The sequence below is a fragment of the Rhodococcus daqingensis genome, from assembly GCF_042665615.1.
Classification (GTDB): Bacteria; Actinomycetota; Actinomycetes; order Mycobacteriales; family Mycobacteriaceae; genus Rhodococcus_G; species Rhodococcus_G daqingensis.
In genome coordinates this window covers 292569-309180 of record NZ_JBHTCS010000002.1, presented here as the reverse complement: position 1 = coordinate 309180, position 16612 = coordinate 292569, and the positions used below count along the sequence as shown (strand labels likewise).

Genomic DNA, 16612 nt, shown 5'->3' with positions numbered 1-16612 from the left:
AGATGTTGCTGGATCGCCTCGGTGACGCGCACCTGGGCGTGCGCACCCGCGAGCGGGATTGGACCTGGGACGAGACCGTCCGCGAGAGCGCGGCCCGCGGCGCGCTGGCCGCCGCATTGCGAGTCGACGGCCCGTTCCACATCGGGGTGCTGCTCGAGAACACCCCGGAGTTCCTGTTCTGGCTCGGCGGCGCCGCGCTGAGCGGGGCCGCGATCGTCGGGATCAACCCGACCCGGCGTGGCGCCGAGCTCGAGGCCGAGGTCCGCTACGTCGACTGCCAGCTCATCGTCACCGACGCGGCGGGCATGGCGCAGCTGCGCGGGCTCGACCTCGGGCTGACCGAGGACCGGTTCCTCCTCGTCGACGTTCCGGGGTATGCGGAACGCGTTGCGGCGCATCGGGTGCCGGATCCCGTCCTGGATCCGGCGCTCTCCGAGTCGACTCTGTTCCTGCTGCTGTTCACCTCCGGCACCACCGGCATGTCCAAGGCGGTGCGATGCAGCCAGGGCAGGCTCGCGCGCCTGGCGCACGCGAACACCGCGAAGTACGGGCACGTCCGCGAGGACGTGGACTACTGCTGCATGCCGTTGTTCCACGGCAACGCCCTGATGGCGTTGTGGGCGCCTGCGCTGGCCAACGGCGCGACCGTGTGCCTGCCGCGGGCACGCAAGTTCTCCGCGACCGGGTTCATGCCCGACGTGAAGTTCTTCGGCGCAACGTTCTTCACGTACGTCGGCAAGGCGCTGTCCTACCTGATGGCCACGCCCGAGCGGGCCGACGACATCGACAACGCCCTCGTCCGCGGATTCGGCACCGAGGCCTCTCCGGAGGACAAGGCGGAGTTCGTGCGCCGCTTCGGGGCCGAGCTGTTCGAGGGCTACGGCTCGTCGGAGGGTGCCGGCTCGGTCAAGCTCGACCCGGAGGCGCCCGAGGGCGCGCTCGGCCGGCCGGCGCACGACGAGATCGCCGTCGTCGACCCGGACACCCGCGTCGAGTGCGCGCGGGCGAAGCTCGACGAGCACGGTCGCGTCCTCAACCCGGACGAGGCGATCGGCGAGATGATCGACAAGGGCGGCGCCAAGCGCTTCGAGGGGTACTACAAGAACGAACAGGCGATCGCCGACCGGATCAAGCACGGTTGGTACTGGACCGGCGACCTCGGCTACATCGACGAGGCCGGGTTCATCTACTTCGCCGGCCGCAAGGGCGACTGGATCCGGGTCGACGGGGAGAACACCTCCGCGCTGATGATCGAGCGGGTCCTGCGCCGGCACCCGAAGGTCATCGCGACCGGCGTGTACGCGGTGCCGGATCCACGCTCGGGCGACCAGGTGATGGCCGCGATCGAGGTCGCCGACCACACCGACTTCGATCCGGCGGAGTTCGCCGCGTTCCTCGGCACCCAGGACGACCTCGGCACCAAGTCGGCGCCGCGATTCGTCCGGGTCTCGACGAACCTGCCTGTGACCGGGTCGAACAAGGTGCTCAAGCGCGAGCTGCAGGCAGAGCTCTGGCGCACCGACGAGCCGGTGTTCCGGTGGGAGGGACGCGGCGGTCCGAGCTACCGGCCGATGTCCGACGGCGACAAGCGACGGCTGGAGTCCGAGTTCCAGGCATCCGGTCGGCAGCGGTTCCTCGGTGTCTGATTCGACGACGAATCGTCGCGTGGCCTTCGTGACCGGCGCGAGCCGGGGGATCGGGCGCGAGATCGCCCTCGCCTTCGCCCGCGAGGGATTCGACGTGGCCTTCACGGCACGCACCGTGCGGGAGGGTGACGGTCGGGTCGCTCCGCGCACGCACGGTGACCCGATCCCGGTTCCCGGCAGCCTCGCGACCACCGCTGCCGAGGTCGAGGCCCTCGGGGTGCGGGCCATGCCGGTGCCGATGGACCTGCTCGACCTGCACTCGGTGACGGCCGCGGTCGATCGGGTGTTGGAGGAGTGGGGCGGGGTCGACGTGCTGGTCAACAACGCGTACGCGCAGACCGCAGGCAACATGGACCGGATCCTCGACATCGACGTCGCGGACGCCGAGACGATGGTGCGCGGCAACTTCCTGCACCAACTCGCGCTCGTCCAACGACTGCTGCCGCAGATGGTGGCGCGTGGATCGGGAGTGGTGATCGATCTGGTGTCCGGTTCGGCGGCCACGGACCCGCCCGCAGCGCCAGGCGAGGGCGGCTGGGGATTGTCGTACGCGGCGTCGAAGGCCGCGTTCGGCAGGCTCGCGGGCGCCGTGAACGCCGAGTACCGCGACAGCGGGATCCGCGCGTTCAACCTCAGTCCCGGGTTCGTGGTGACCGAGTCGGGTCAGGCGCGGGGCGGTACCGATGCGATAGTGGACAGCGGCTTCGATGCCGTCCCCGCGACGGTGCCCGCCCGTGCCGCGGTGTGGCTGGCCACCGATCCCGGAGCGGACAGGTTCGTCGGCAAGGTGGTGTGGGCGCCGAAACTGGTCGACGCCCTCACGGTCTGACAACGACGGAAGGGCGTGGCGTCGACCGGCAAGTCGCACCTGCCGGACGACTGCCCGCTGCCCGATCCGGTCGAGTTGCTCTCGAGCGGCTGGGCCTGGCCTGAGGGATGCCGGGTGACGGCAGCGGTCACCTGGTGCGGGGGCGGCGGCCGGACCGCCAGCCGGCCACGGCCGCGTCGGCGTCCACCCGGTGTACCGGCACCCGCGGTGCGCTCGGCGCGCGCAGGTAGTCGGCGATGCGGCGGTTCAGTTCCGCGACCACCTCTCGCACCTCGGCCTCCGTCGGCAGGTCCGCGACGGTGTCCGGCAGCCGCTCGACCTCGCGGCGCAGCTGCAGCGCCGGCGGCAGCAGGACCTCGGTGGACAGGCCCTCGGCCCGCAGCTTGTTCTTCACCCACCACAGCTCGTCGTCGTCGGCGAGGTGCGGGATGGGCTTGCCCGCGCCGGGCAGGTTGTCGAAGTCGCCGCGTTCCTGGGCGACGCGGATCTGACGCTCGACCCACGACTCGAACGGGACGTCCCACGGCTTGCGTTCGGTCATGTCTCCAGGATGCACCGAGTCGGGACGGTCGGCCCAGGTCGTCGAGCCTGCGGGGCAGGGGCTGTCTCAGGAGTGCTCGGAGATCATCACCGCGCGGGTGCCCGGCTCGAGCGCCTGGAACACGTGGGCGACATCGCCCGGATACGCGATGTAGTCGCCGGGGCCCAGTTCGACGGGTTCGTGGGTCACCCCGACCAGGGCCCGGCCTGCGCTGAGCACGACGTGCTCGATGACGCCGGGCGGGTGCGGCTGCGATTCGCGCGCGGGACCGGGTTCGGCCGCGATCCGGTAGACGTCGCGGCGCGCGTTGGGCGGGCAGGACGCGACCAGAGTGGCCTGGTAGTCGGCCCGATCCGAGTGCAGCGCCGGGCCCTCGTCGGCGCGGATCACCTGGACCCGCGGTCTCGGCGGGTCCAGCAGTTGCGAGATCTGGATGTCGAGCGCGGTGCACAGTGCCCACAGCGTCTCCACGCTGGGATTACCCGTGCCCGCCTCGAGCTGGGACAGCGTCGACTTGGCCACCCCAGCGCGCCGGGCCACCTCGGTGAGCGAGAGCCCGGCCCGCTCGCGTTCCTGCCGCAGCGCGGACGCGATCGCGTCCAGCGGTGCCTTCCCCTCCGGTGCCATGTGTTCACTATATCGGTCGTATTGTTCGACTTGACGAACACTTGGTGTGTGTTCATTATAAAAGTCATGCGTTCGACATGGCGAACACTGGATCGAGGGCTCCGGGCAGACATCGCCCTGGTGTGTCTCGCCGACGGAATCGTCGGCGTGTCCTACGGCGCGATCGCGGTCGGTCTCGGGTTCGCGCCGTGGCTGCCCGTCCTGATGGCGGGACTCGTCCTGGCGGGGGCCTCCGAGTTCCTGTTCGTCGGCATCGTCGCGGCCGGCGGGAGCCCACTCGCCGCGCTCGCCGCGGGCCTGCTCGTCAACGCCCGGCACCTGCCGTTCGGGCTCGCGGTCGGGGACGTGACCGGCCGTGGCTGGCGACGCCTGCTGGGCAGCCACATCCTCAACGACGAGAGCACGGTGTTCGCGTTAGGCCAGGACGACGCCACGCGCCGACGCACGGCGTACTGGCTCAGCGGTCTCGGGATCCTCGTCTGTTGGCCCGCCGGGGCGCTCATCGGCGCGACGGCGGGCAGCATCATCGGCGACACGGACGTTCTCGGTCTGGACGCGATGTTCCCGACGGTGCTGCTGGCGCTCGTGCTCCCGGCGCTGCGGGACCCGGGCACCGCGCGGGCCGCGCTGGTCGGCGCGGGCGTGGCGCTGGCCGCGACGCCCTTCCTGCCCGCGGGAATCCCGGTGCTGCTGGCGCTCGTGGGGCTCTTCGCTGGCGGCGCGCGAAAGGCGATCGGATGAACGTGTCTGCGGTGCTGATGGTTTCGGTTCTCGTGCTGGCGGCGGGAACGTTCGCCTTCCGGTTCGCGGGTCCGGCGCTGCGGACCAGGGTGGCGGTCCCGGATCGGGTGGAGATGCTGTTGGGCACCGCGGCGGTGGTGCTGCTGATCGCGGTCGCGGCCACCACGGCGCTGACCGAGGACCACGGCGCGGCCGGCGTCGCGCGACCGCTGGGGGTGCTGGTCGGTGGGGTGCTGGCCTGGCGAAGGGCACCGTTCCTCGTCGCCGTGCTCGCCGCCGCGGCGACCGCGGCCGGGTTGCGCCTGCTCGGCGTCCCCTGATCGATCGTCTCGGGAAGGATCGGCCCCGGAATCCGGGGCCCATCCTTCCCGGGCCGCGAGGGGCGGTCAGGCGCCCGGCACGGTGACCGCGCGGTCCTCGGCGAAATCGACCACCAGTTCCCGGTGCGCGATCCGCCAGCTGCCCGCGACCTTCCGGTACCGGTCCTGGTACCTGATCGCCAGCACGTTGTCGCGCAGCCCGCCGTCCTTGGCGCGGTAGACGTGGTGCGCGGTGCAGTAGGTCTGCCCGGCCGCTTCCTCGACGTCGACGACGTCGAGGACCTGCTGGTGCACCGCGTGATGCGTCGAGTGCAGGTGCGCGGTGGCGTTGAGCACGGTGGTCGCGATGGTCTCCGCGCCCGCGGTCACCGGGTCCTGGTCGCGGCGCACCAGCGCCTGCGGCTGCACGAACTGGGCGTCGGCGGCGAACAGCCCGGTCAGCGTCGCGGCGTCGCGGCCGTCCACCGCCGCCGCGTACCGGCCGACCAGGTCCGATAGCTCGGCGCGGTCGGTGGCGTCGTTGTGAGTGCTCATGCCCCGAGTATGCGGTCCCCCGGACTGTGCGCGCGTCGTCTACCGGTGAGCGGGAAATGTGGCTCGCGGATCGGGTGCGAGGGCGCATGATCGGGGTCGAGAAGTCCGTCTGGAGGAATGTTGGCCACAGAATCGATCGCCGGGAGGTCGTCCTCCGCCCGGCTCGTGGTGGCGGCCCTGGCCTCCTGCGGCATCGCGGTATCCCTGATGCAGACCATCGTGATGCCCCTGCTGCCCGAGTTCCCGCGACTGCTGAACACCTCGGCGTCGAACGCCGCGTGGCTGGTGACCGCCACCCTTATCGCCGGCGCGGTCTGCGCACCGGTCCTGGGCCGGCTCGGCGACATGTTCGGCAAGCGCCGGATGCTGCTCATCGCACTGGCCATCATGGTGGTCGGCAGCGTCCTCGGCGCGGTGTCCGACGAGTTCACCGTGGTGCTCCTCGCCCGGGCGCTGCAGGGCGCCGCGATGGGCGTGGTCCCGCTGGGCATCAGCATCATGCGGGACGAACTGCCGGCCGAGCGGGTCGGCTCGGGTATCGCACTCATGAGTTCGACCCTCGGCGCGGGCGGCGCCATCGGGCTGCCGCTGACCGGCGTGGTCGCCGAGCACCTGAGCTGGCACTGGCTCTTCGGCGGCGCCGCCGTGCTCGGCGTCATCGAGATCGTCACGATCTGGGCGCTGGTGCCCGAGTCGCCGGTCCGGACCGGCGGCCGCTTCGATCTGGTGGGGGCGGTCGGTCTGTCGGCGGCGCTGATCTGTCTGCTGCTCGCGGTGACCCAGGGCAACAGCTGGGGCTGGACCGGTCCGGCCGTTCTCGGGCTGTTCGGCGCGTCGGCCATGCTGTTCCTGCTCTGGGGCGCCTATGAGCTGCGGCTGGCCTCGGGAGGGGCCCGGCGGCCGCTGGTGGATCTGCGCGTCTCCGCCCGACGGCAGGTGCTGCTGACCAACATCGCCTCGATCCTCATCGGCTTCGCCATGTTCACCTCGTTCATGGTGAGCGCGCAGATCTTCCAGGCGCCGACCGAGACCGGGTACGGCTACGGGATGTCGCTGACCCTCAGCGGGATCGCGCTGCTGCCCGGCGGCCTGATGATGATCGCGTTCTCACCGGTGTCCGCGCACATCTCGCGGCGCCGGGGGCCGCGAACGACCTTCCTCCTGGGCGCCGGGATCCTGCTGGCGGCCAATCTCACCCGCGCGGTGGTGCCGCACCAGCTGGGCGTGATCGTCGCGTGCATCGCGGTGACCGCGGTCGGGGCGGCGTTCGCCTACGGGGCGGTCCCGGCCATGATCATGCGCGCCGTGCCGGTGTCCGAGACGGCGGCCGCGAACAGCCTCAACTCGCTGGCCCGGTCCATCGGCACCTCCGCGTGCAGCGCGGTCGTCGCGGCGGTCACCACGGCGTCGATGATGCAGGTCGCGGGCGTGGAGTTCCCGACGGCTGGCGCGTACGCGCTGGTGTTCGGGATCGGGTCCGCCGCAGCCCTGCTCTCGCTTATCGTGGCGGTGTTCATCCCGGGCGACGGAGACCTCCCGGTGGATCTACCGCTGAGTGAGACTGAACCGGACCGGATCCGCGCCGCTCCGTAGCGTCCGATCCTGCGCGAGGTGTATGTGGATACAGCGCGAGAAACGGGAGAGCATCGATGGAGTTGAGGGAGTCTGCGGCGCAGGTCGAACTGCGCCGGGAGTTGCGCGCGTACTTCGCGGCCCTACTGCCCGAGGAGAAGCGCCGTAAGGCCGGTGAGCAGGGCGTCGGCGGCGAGTACTTCCGCGAGATCGTGACGCTGCTCGGCCGCGACGGCTGGCTCGGCATCGGCTGGCCGGTCGAGTACGGCGGGCAGGGCCGCTCCATCGAGGAGCAGTTCGTCTTCTTCGACGAGGTGCAGCGGGCCGGCCTGCCCTTCCCGTTCGTCACGGTGAACACCGTCGGCCCGACGCTGATGAAGTACGGCACCGAGGAGCAGAAGGCGAAGTTCCTGCCCGGCATCCTGGCCGGCGACATCGTCTTCGCTATCGGCTACACCGAGCCAGAGGCCGGCACCGACCTGGCCTCGCTCAAGACCCGTGCGGTCCCCGACGGCGACGAGTGGGTGATCGACGGCAACAAGATCTTCACCTCCGGCGCGAACACCGCCGACTACGTGTGGCTGGCCTGCCGCACCGACCCCGAGGCGCCCAAGCACAAGGGCATCTCGATCCTGATCGTGCCGACCGAGGACGCCGGGTTCTCCTGGTCGCCGATCAACACGGTCGGCGGCCTGATGGTCACCTCGACCTACTACAGCGGCATCAGGATCGCCGACGAGAACGTCGTCGGTGAGATCAACGGCGGCTGGCAGCTGATCACCGCCCAGCTCAACCACGAGCGGATCGGCCTCGCCGCGCTCGGTGGCCGCACCTACGGACTGTGGAACCAGGTCCTGGAGTGGGCGCGCGACAACGGTGTCATCGAGATCCCCTGGGTGCAGGCCGATTTCGCGCGCACCCACGCCAAGCTCGAGGCCATGCGACTGCTGAACTGGAAGATGACATCCGCTGTCGCCGCGGACACCCTCTCCGGTGCGGATGCGGGCGCCACCAAGACCTACGGCACCGAGACGCACGTCGACGTGTACCGCACCCTGCTCGGCATCCTCGGAGCAGCGGGCCGGATCCGGCCCGAGTCGCCGGGCGCACTGCTCGCCGGGCAGATCGAGCAGATCTCCCGCCAGGGCGTGGTGAACACCTTCGGCGGCGGCGTCAACGAGGTGCTGCGCGACATGGTGGGCACGATCGGCCTCGGCCTGGCCCGTGAGAAGAGGGTCAAGTGAGCGAGTTCCTCGCCAAGCTCAAGGCTTTCGAGGGTCAGACGCTGGTCCCGGCCACGTGGGGTCCCGACGAGGTCAACACCCCGATGATCCGGCACTGGGTCGAGACGATGGGGGACACCAACCCGATCCACCTCGACGACGAGGCCGCCCGCGCCGCCGGCAGGGACGGGGCGGTCGCCCCGATGCAGATGCTGCAGGTGTGGACCATGAGGACCTACGCCGACAAAATGGCCGGAAACGACCCGTCCACCGTGTGGACCGATCTGATCGCGACGCTCGACGAGGCCGGCTTCAGCTCCGTCGTCGCCACCGACTCCGATCAGGAGTTTCACGTGGAACTGCGACCAGGCGACCGGGTCAGCGTCACCGAGGTCGTCGAGTCCGTCTCCGAGGAGAAGCAGACCGGTCTGGGTACCGGACATTTCGTCACCACGCTCAAGACGTACCGCAACGGCGACGATCAGGTGGTCGGGACGCAGCGCTGGCGCACCCTCCGCTTCCGTCCCAAGGGTGCCGCCGAGCCGGTCAAGCCCCGATCGCTGCGTCCGCGCCCGGCTCTCAACGCGGACAACGCATTCTGGTTCGAGGCCGCGCGAGAGCACCGGTTGGTCATCCAGCGTTGCACGGCGTGCGGCACCCTGCGGCACCCCACCGGGCCGATGTGTGGGCAGTGCCGGTCGCTGGACTGGGACACCGTCGACGCCTCCGGCCGCGGAACGGTGTACAGCTTCGTCGTCAACCATCACCCGAAGATCGACGCGTTCGACTACCCACTCATCGTGGCGACGATCGAGCTCGAGGAGGGCACCCGACTGATCGCGAACATGACGGGCATCGAACCCGATCAGGTCGAGATCGGCATGCGGGTGGAATTGGACTGGATCGACGCCGACCCGGAACTGACGCTTCCCGCGTTCCGGCCGGCCGCACGCGAGGAGCACTGATGGACTTCAACTTCAGCGAAGAGCAAGAGGCGATTCGCACCCTGGCCGACGAGGTGTTCACCGGCAAGGCCGGCATCGACCGCGTCAAGGAGATCGAGGGCACCGCCGAGCGCGTCGACCGTGAACTGTGGCGCGAACTCGCGAACACGGGACTGCTCGGCATCGCGCTGCCCGACGAACTCGGCGGCGGCGGCATGGGGCTGTCGGAGCTGTACGTGCTGCTCGAGCAGCAGGGTCGGCACGTTGCACCCGTTCCGATCTGGCAGACCGCGCTCGCGGCGCTCGCCGTCAGCGAGTTCGGCACCGACGCGCAGCGCGGCGCCCTCGTTCCTGGCGCCGCGGACGGCAGTCTGTTCCTGACCGTCGGACTCGAGGAGTTCGGGCCCTACGTCGCGGGCGACCCACTGACCACCGCCGTCGAGGCGGACGGCCAGTGGCGGCTGACCGGCGCGAAAGCCGTCGTGCCGGTGACGCACATCGCGCACCGCGCGATCGTCTCGGCGACCACCCCGGCCGGTGCGGCACTGTTCGTCGTAGACCTGTCGGACGAGGGAGTGACGGTCGAGCAGACGCAGTCCACCACCCACGAGATCTGCGCGAACGTCGAGTTCTTGGGCGCGGCAGCGGATCTGCTCGGCCCCGTCGACGGCACCGCCGTGGCCTGGCTGCTCGATCGCGTCGAGCTCGCGCTGGCGGCGATCCAGATCGGCGTCGGCTCCGGCGCGGTGTCGCAGGCGGTGGCGTACCTCAACGAGCGCAAGCAGTTCGGACGTCCGTTGGCGACCTTCCAGGCGGTGAGCCACCAGCTGGCGGACTGCTACATCGACCTCGAGGCCATGCGGGTCACCCTGTGGCAGGCAGCGGTTCTGCTCGCCGAGGGTGCGGACCCGGGCACCTCGGTGCTCGTCGCCAAGTGGTGGGCGACCGACGGCGGTCAGCGCGTCGTGCACCGCACCACCCACGTGCACGGCGGCATGGGGGTCGACACCGACTACCCCGTGCACCGGCACCTGTTGTGGGGCAAGCAGATCGCGGCCACCCTTGGCGGGTCCAGCTCCGACCTGGCCCGGCTCGGCGCCCAGCTCGCGGCCGGCGCGGAGGTCAACGCATGACCGCGGCGACGGCAACGGCCTACGACGCGGTCCAGGTGGGCGACGTGTTGCCCGAGTTGGCGATTCCGTTGACCCGCACCCTGATCGTCGCCACCGCGCTCGCCACCCGCGACTTCCAGGACGTGCACCACGACCCCGAGCTGGCGCGCGAGCGCGGCTCGAAGGACGTGTTCATGAACATCCTCACCAGCAACGGCCTGGTCGGACGCTTCGTCACCGACTGGGCGGGTGCCGGTTCGTCACTGCGACGAATCGCAATCCGGCTCGGCGCCCCGAACTACCCCGGGGACACCATGACGCTCAGCGGTGAGGTCTTGTCAAAGGCCGACGGCCTGGTCGAGGTGAAGATCGCGGGCGTCAACGGACTCGGCACGCATGCCTCCGGCACCGTCACGGTGGCTTTCGCACAAGGGACCCGATGATGGCGATCAGCCCACTGTCCGGCGCCGCCGCGATCGTCGGCATCGGCGCCACCGAGTTCTCCAAGAACTCCGGGCGCAGCGAGCTCCAACTGGCCTGCGAGGCGATCGTCGCGGCCCTCGCCGATGCCGGCATCGACCCGTCCGAGGTCGACGGGCTGTCGACGTACACGGCGGAGACCAACGGCGAGGTGCTCGTCGCCCGCAACTGCGGCCTCGGCGATCTGAAGTTCTTCTCCCGGATCCCCTACGGCGGTGGCGCCGCGTGCGCCACCGTCCAACAGGCCGCGATGGCCGTGGCGACCGGGGTCGCCGAGGTGGTGGTCTGCTATCGCGCGTTCAACGAACGCTCGGGCGTGCGGTACGGCCTCGGCCAGCACGACCGGCCGATGGACAGCACCGCCGACCGCGCCGCGTATGCATGGCTGACACCGCAGGGATTGACGACTCCCGCCCAGTGGGTCGCGATGTTCGCCCGGCGCTACATGCATCAGTACGGTGCGACGAGTGAGGACTTCGGACGCGTCGCGGTGGTGGCACGCAAGCACGCCGCGAACAACCCGAAGGCGTGGTTCCACGAGCGTCCGATCACGCTCGCGGACCACCAGGCCTCACGCTGGATCGCCGAGCCGCTGCACCTGCTGGACTGCTGCCAGGAGACCGACGGCGGGCAGGCCCTGGTGATCGTCTCCGCCGAGCGGGCGAAGGCGTTGTCCGGCACGCCGGTGATCATCAAGGGCGCCGCCCAGGGCAGCGCCCGGGACCAGCACATGATGACCAGCTACTACCGCCCCGACATCACCGGCATCCCGGAGATGGGGCTGGTCGGCAGGCAGCTGTACGGGCAGAGCGGGCTGACCCCCGCCGACGTGCAGGCCGCGGTCCTCTATGACCACTTCACCCCGCTGGTGCTCCCGCAGCTCGAGGAACTCGGTTTCTGCGCGCCCGGCGAGGCGAAGGACTTCATCGCCGACGGCAACCTCGAGGTCGGTGGGCGGCTGCCCACCAACACCCACGGAGGCCAGGTCGGCGAGGCCTATCTTCACGGCGTCAACGGCATTGCGGAGGCGGTGCGGCTGGTCCGCGGTACCTCCACGAACCAGCCAGACGGCGTGGACAACGTGCTGGTGACGGCCGGAACCGCCGTGCCGACCAGCGGACTGATACTGGGAGCAGCGTGATGACCACCACCGAGACGAACATCGACAATGCCGGCAGCTGGCGCGGCGCGGACCTGGGGACCAGGACCGTCAGCTACACCGAGCGCGACGCGATCATCTATGCGCTCGCGGTCGGGGCCCAGGCCACCGAGCTGGACCTGGTGTTCGAGGACCGGCTGCGCGTGCTGCCCACGTTCGCGCTGACCCTGGCGCAGTGGGCCCCGGACGAGCTGGGCTCGCGCGGCGCCTTCGACACCAAGACCGCGTTGCACGGGTCGCAGGAGCTGAAGGTCCTCAAAGCGCTTCCGCGCAGCGGTGAGCTGACCCTGGCCGCCTCGGTCGGCGAGGTCTGGGACAAGGGCGCCGCCGCGGTGTTCGAGGTGCGCGTCGAGTGCGAGTACTTCGTGGCGACCTGGTCGCTGTTCGCGCCCGGCTACGGCGGATTCGGCGGCGAGCGCGGACCCTCCAAGCCCCCGGCGCCCGAGGGGGAGCCGAACCTGTCGGCGGAGCTCGCGACCTTCGAGACCCAGGCGGCCCTGTACCGGCTGACCGGCGACCTCCACCACATCCACATCGACCCGGCCGCCGCCGAGCGGATCGGTCAGCCGCGGCCGATCCTGCAGGGTCTGTGCACCCTGGCCGCGAGCACGCTGCCGCTGGCGCGCGCGCTCGGTGTGCACCCCGCCGACCTGGTGGAGTTGTCGGGACGGTTCTCCGCCCCCGTGTTCCCCGGGCAGGCCCTGCCCGTGCGCGGTTGGCGCGACGGCGACGCGGTCGAGTTCGAGGTCGGGGCGGACACCGTGGCGATCGCGGGCGCGCACGCCCGGTTCGCGAGCTGATCGCGATGGGTGTCGCCAACCCCGCCGACTTCACCGGTCGCGGCGTCCTCGTCACCGGCGGTACCAAGGGGATCGGCCGCGTCGTGGCGGAGACCTTCCTCGCCGCGGGAGCGCGGGTGACGGTCTGCGCCCGCACCGAACCGGACGCGCTGCCGGAGGCGGACGGTCGCCGCGCCGAGTTCCGGCCCGTCGACGTCCGTGACCCGGACGCGGTCCGGGCGATGGTCGAGGATGCGCATCGGGCGATGGGCCGGCTCGACGTGCTGGTCAACAACGCGGGCGGCTCGCCCGACGCGGACGCCGCCGAGGTCTCGCCGCGGTTCGTGGAGAAGATCGTCGCGCTGAACCTGTTGGCGCCCTTCTATGTTGCGCAGGCCGCCAACCGGCTGATGCAGGGGCAGGAGGAGGGCGGGTCGATCATCAACATCGGCTCGGTCTCCGCGCACGACCCCCAGCCTGGCACCGCCGCGTACTCCGCGGCCAAGGGCGGCCTGCTGGTGCTGACCAGGGCGCTGGCGCTGGAATGGGCGCCGAAGGTGCGGGTCAACCACATCACCACCGGACTGATCCGCACCGATGCCGCGGCATCGGTGTACGGCGCGGACGGCGGTGCCGCGGTGACCCGCACGCTGCCGATCGGCCGGATGGCGGTGCCCGCGGACATCGCGGGCGCCTGCCTGTTCCTCGGCGGGCCGCTGTCCGCGTACGTGAACGGTGCCGACATCGCCGTTCACGGTGGCGGCGAGTATCCGGCGCGCTACATTGCCACCCATCCCGAGCTCGGCTGAACCGCACGCACTCTCACAGATCGGAGCACTGCACATGGGGACTCTGGACGGAAAGGTCGCGCTCATCACCGGCGCGGGGCAGGGGATCGGGCAGGGCATCGCCTACGCCCTGGCGAAGGAGGGGGCGGCGATCGCCGTCGCCGGCCGGACCGAGTCGAAGCTGGTGAAGACCGTCGCGGCGATCGAGGAGTTCGGCGGTACCGCGATCCCGGTGCGCTGTGACGTCTCCGTCGCCGAGGACATCACCGCGGCGGTCGAGAAGACCGTCACCGAACTCGGCGGCGTCGACATCCTGGTCAACAACGCCAACGATTCCAAGCCCGGCGCGCTGCTCGACGTCAAGGACGGGGAGTTCGAGCGGGCCTTCGCCTCCGGCCCGCTCGCGACGCTGCGGCTGATGCAGGCCTGCCATCCGCACATGGTCGCGCGCGGCGGCGGATCGATCATCAACCTGGTGACCTCGGCGGCGGTGCGCTGGGACGCAGGCGGTTACGGCGTCTACGGCTCCATCAAGGAGGGCATGCGGGTGCTGACCCGCGCCGCGGCGTCGGAATGGGGTCGCGACGGTATCCGGGTGAACAATGTTGCGCCGCACGCGATGACGCCTGCCCTGAAGTGGTGGATCGAGAACAACCCGGAGGAGGCCGCCGAGTTCGTCGCGGGCATCCCGCTCGGCCGGGTCGGCGAGCCGGAACCGGACATCGGCCGGGCGGTGGTGTTCCTGGTCGGCGAGGACGCCCGCTACCTCACCGGCGCCACCATCCCGCTCGACGGTGGCCAGTCCCGCTGGGGGTGACGCGCTTCGCGCCCGTTCGCGTGATGCACGCGGGATACGAGAGTGACCGTTCTGCCGACGGATCCCGGGGCGTGCGTGCGACCATGGAGGAGTCGACGCTCTACGCCCGATGACGCTGACCGGAGGCCGTGGCGATGGACGACCGGGCGAACACAGCGCACCCGCGGGTCGTGGTCGAGACCGAGCACGGCCGCGCAAGCTACAGCGCGGGCAAAGCCGTACGCATCGGCCGGGATCCGCAATTGGAGATCACGATCGTCGATCCGGTGGTGTCGCGCGAGCATGCACGGCTCAGGTGGGACGAGGGATGGCAGCTCGTCGACTCCGGCAGCAAGAACGGGATCTACGTCGACGGCGAGCGCCGAGTACAGGTCCCCGTCACGAGCCCCGTCCTCGTCCGCCTGGGTGACGCGGTCGAGGGGCCCGTCGTGCGGATCTCGATCGAAGATCCCGACGCGACGCGACAGGACGTGGGTGGTCGATGGGACGAGTCGACGATCGAGGTGGGGGCCTCGACCGGCCAGCCCCCGACACCGCACGAAGCGGTCCCGGCGGGATCCCTCACGGTGGGACGGTCGCCCGACAGCGACATCGTCGTCCGGGACGTGCTGGCCTCACGCCATCACGCCATCGTCCACGACGTGCCGTCCGGCCTCGAGATCGACGACCTGGGGAGCGTCAACGGAACGTTCGTCAACTGCGCCCGGGTGTCGCGCGCGCAGCTGACCGACGGCGACGTCGTCACGATCGGCAACACCGATTTCAGCGTGCAGGAAGGCCGACTCGTTTCACGGCAGGCGATAACCCCGACCGCGGGCGGTCTGCGTGTGGACGGCGTCGGACTCACCATCGAAGGCGGGCGGCGGCTGCTCGAGGACGTCACGTTCGCTGCCCAACCGGGGAGTCTCACCGCGGTGATCGGCCCCTCCGGCGCGGGAAAGACCACAGTCGCCACCATCATCTCCGGTTCGGAAAGACCCACGGAAGGAGTGGTCGAGTTCGAGGGCCGCAGCGTGCACGTCGACTACCAGGTGCTGCGCTCTCGCATCGGGATGGTCCCCCAGGACGACGTCGTGCACCGGCAGCTGACCATCCGGCAGGCGCTGGGCTACGCCGCCGAACTGAGGCTGCCGCCGGACACGAACCGGGCCGACCGCGAGGAGGTGATCGCGACGGTGCTCGACGAGCTGCAGCTGACCGAACACGCCGCCACCAGGGTCGACCGCCTGTCCGGCGGACAGCGCAAACGCGCATCCGTCGCGCTGGAGTTGCTGACGGGTCCATCACTACTCATCCTCGACGAACCGACCTCGGGTCTCGACCCCGCGCTCGACCGGCAGATCATGGCAACATTGCGCCGCCTCGCCGATTCGGGCCGCATCGTCGTCATCGTCACGCATTCGCTGTCGTACCTCGAGATGTGCGATCAGGTGCTGCTCCTCGCGCCGGGCGGCAAGACCGCCTACGTCGGCCCTCCGGACCGGGTGGGGGCCGCGCTCGGCAGCACCGACTGGGCCGACATCTTCGCCCGCGTCGCATCCGACCCCGACGGGGTGTTCGCCGAGTACCGCGCCACCCGCCCGGTGGTGGAGGCGCCACCACCGACCCCGCCCGGGCCGCTCGGCTCTCCCGCGCACACCTCGGGGCGCAAACAGTTGAGCACCGTCGCCCGCCGCCAGGTTCGGCTGATCCGCGCCGACCGGGGCTACCTGATCTTCCTGTCGCTGCTGCCGTTCGTGCTCGGCGGCCTGGCCCTGCTCGTGCCAGGCGACACCGGGTTCGGTCCGTCTGGTGCCGCCGTCTCCGGCGAACTCACCCAGATCCTGGTGGTGCTCATTCTCGGCGCCGCCTTCATGGGCTGCTCGCTGACCATCCGCGACCTGGTCGGAGAGCGCATGGTCTATCAGCGCGAACGTGCCGCCGGGCTGCTGCCGTCCGCCTACCTGACGGCGAAGATCGTCGTGTTCTGCGCCGCCGCGATCGTGCAGTCGGTGATCATGGTGCTGATCGTCTTCGTGGGCAAGGGTTTTCCGGGTCGGGGCAGTGTGATCCCTTCCGGCTCCGTCGAATTGATCGTGGACATCGCCGTCACCACCTGCTCCTGCGTCCTGGTCGGGTTGGCGTTGTCGTCGGTGGCGCGCTCGAACGAGCAGGTACTGCCGATGCTGGTGGTCACGATCATGGCGCAGCTGGTGATGTGCGGAGGATTGATCACGATCACCGGACGCGCCGTGCTCGAACAGTTCGCGTGGCTCTTCCCGTCCCGCTGGGGGTTCGCGGCCGCGGCCTCGACAGTGGACCTGGTCACGAATGCCACCGGCACCGAGCCGGACACGCTGTGGCAGCACACCTCATCGTGGTGGCTGCTCAACATCGCCATGCTGGTGCTCATCAGTTGCGTGCTCGCAGTCGTCACCTACAGCCGACTCCGGCTGCGCCGTCCGCGCCGGGGCTGACCGCCTTTCGGGCAGTCCTGCCGCAATCCCTACAACCCGCGCGT

17 protein-coding genes are annotated in these 16612 nt (G+C 70.4%); 14 read left to right on the top strand and 3 right to left on the bottom strand.

All coding sequences use genetic code 11. The features are described from left to right. The first annotated feature begins 2 nt into the window (after positions 1-2). Together casI and ACFQS9_RS02750 are read left to right on the top strand one after the other, a co-directional pair. Complete coding sequence (casI, locus tag ACFQS9_RS02755) at positions 3-1646, top strand: steroid-22-oyl-CoA synthetase (RefSeq protein WP_378401608.1); 1644 nt, start codon at positions 3-5, stop codon at positions 1644-1646. 19 nt (positions 1647-1665) lie between these two features. Beyond that, positions 1666-2475 carry an SDR family oxidoreductase gene (locus tag ACFQS9_RS02750; RefSeq protein WP_378401308.1) on the top strand — a complete coding sequence of 270 codons (810 nt, stop codon included), beginning with the start codon at positions 1666-1668 and terminating at the stop codon, positions 2473-2475. A 127-nt stretch (positions 2476-2602) separates the two neighbouring features. On the opposite strand, the gene ACFQS9_RS02745 is transcribed toward ACFQS9_RS02750, so the two are convergent. Next, positions 2603-3016, bottom strand: a complete 414-nt coding sequence (locus ACFQS9_RS02745; protein ID WP_378401307.1) for a DnaJ family domain-containing protein — start codon at positions 3014-3016, stop codon at positions 2603-2605. A gap of 66 nt (positions 3017-3082) precedes the next feature. Further along, positions 3083-3643, bottom strand: coding sequence for a helix-turn-helix domain-containing protein (locus tag ACFQS9_RS02740; RefSeq protein ID WP_378401304.1), 561 nt, complete (start codon positions 3641-3643; stop codon positions 3083-3085). Positions 3644-3709: 66 nt separating this feature from the next. Here ACFQS9_RS02740 and ACFQS9_RS02735 point away from each other — a divergent pair, with 66 nt between their 5' ends. Then, on the top strand, positions 3710-4384 hold the full coding sequence (locus ACFQS9_RS02735) for an AzlC family ABC transporter permease (protein ID WP_378401303.1): 675 nt from the start codon (positions 3710-3712) through the stop codon (positions 4382-4384). Beyond that, on the top strand, positions 4381-4704 hold the full coding sequence (locus tag ACFQS9_RS02730; RefSeq protein ID WP_378401301.1) for an AzlD domain-containing protein: 324 nt from the start codon (positions 4381-4383) through the stop codon (positions 4702-4704). Before ACFQS9_RS02735 ends, ACFQS9_RS02730 begins: the two co-directional genes overlap by 4 nt. Before the next feature lie 66 nt (positions 4705-4770). Here the strand turns inward: ACFQS9_RS02730 and ACFQS9_RS02725 are convergent, their stop codons facing one another. Further along, entirely contained in the window at positions 4771-5238 is a 468-nt protein-coding gene (locus tag ACFQS9_RS02725) for a nuclear transport factor 2 family protein (protein WP_378401299.1), read from the bottom strand. A gap of 117 nt (positions 5239-5355) precedes the next feature. Between ACFQS9_RS02725 and ACFQS9_RS02720 the strand changes: the two genes are divergently transcribed. From ACFQS9_RS02720 to ACFQS9_RS02675, 10 genes are all read left to right on the top strand, one after another. Then, complete coding sequence (locus ACFQS9_RS02720; RefSeq protein ID WP_378401296.1) at positions 5356-6831, top strand: MFS transporter; 1476 nt, start codon at positions 5356-5358, stop codon at positions 6829-6831. A gap of 56 nt (positions 6832-6887) precedes the next feature. Beyond that, positions 6888-8054, top strand: a complete 1167-nt coding sequence (locus tag ACFQS9_RS02715) for an acyl-CoA dehydrogenase family protein (RefSeq protein ID WP_378401294.1) — start codon at positions 6888-6890, stop codon at positions 8052-8054. Continuing rightward, complete coding sequence (locus ACFQS9_RS02710; protein WP_378401292.1) at positions 8051-8998, top strand: bifunctional MaoC family dehydratase N-terminal/OB-fold nucleic acid binding domain-containing protein; 948 nt, start codon at positions 8051-8053, stop codon at positions 8996-8998. The genes ACFQS9_RS02715 and ACFQS9_RS02710 overlap by 4 nt, the downstream gene beginning before the upstream one ends. Continuing rightward, positions 8998-10110 (top strand): acyl-CoA dehydrogenase family protein, encoded by a 1113-nt coding sequence (locus ACFQS9_RS02705; RefSeq protein WP_378401290.1) that lies wholly within the window; start codon positions 8998-9000, stop codon positions 10108-10110. The genes ACFQS9_RS02710 and ACFQS9_RS02705 overlap by 1 nt, the downstream gene beginning before the upstream one ends. Beyond that, a complete protein-coding gene (locus ACFQS9_RS02700; protein ID WP_378401288.1) occupies positions 10107-10532 on the top strand; it encodes a MaoC family dehydratase in 426 nt (141 codons plus the stop codon). Before ACFQS9_RS02705 ends, ACFQS9_RS02700 begins: the two co-directional genes overlap by 4 nt. Then, positions 10532-11710: a lipid-transfer protein gene (locus tag ACFQS9_RS02695; protein WP_378401286.1), complete on the top strand. Its 1179-nt coding sequence runs from the start codon at positions 10532-10534 to the stop codon at positions 11708-11710. Before ACFQS9_RS02700 ends, ACFQS9_RS02695 begins: the two co-directional genes overlap by 1 nt. Next, positions 11710-12528, top strand: coding sequence for a MaoC/PaaZ C-terminal domain-containing protein (locus tag ACFQS9_RS02690; RefSeq protein WP_378401284.1), 819 nt, complete (start codon positions 11710-11712; stop codon positions 12526-12528). The genes ACFQS9_RS02695 and ACFQS9_RS02690 overlap by 1 nt, the downstream gene beginning before the upstream one ends. Before the next feature lie 5 nt (positions 12529-12533). Then, complete coding sequence (locus ACFQS9_RS02685) at positions 12534-13316, top strand: SDR family oxidoreductase (RefSeq protein ID WP_378401282.1); 783 nt, start codon at positions 12534-12536, stop codon at positions 13314-13316. 34 nt (positions 13317-13350) lie between these two features. Beyond that, positions 13351-14112, top strand: coding sequence for an SDR family NAD(P)-dependent oxidoreductase (locus tag ACFQS9_RS02680; RefSeq protein ID WP_378401280.1), 762 nt, complete (start codon positions 13351-13353; stop codon positions 14110-14112). A 134-nt stretch (positions 14113-14246) separates the two neighbouring features. Then, positions 14247-16568: an FHA domain-containing protein gene (locus tag ACFQS9_RS02675; protein WP_378401278.1), complete on the top strand. Its 2322-nt coding sequence runs from the start codon at positions 14247-14249 to the stop codon at positions 16566-16568. Positions 16569-16612: the final 44 nt, after the last annotated feature.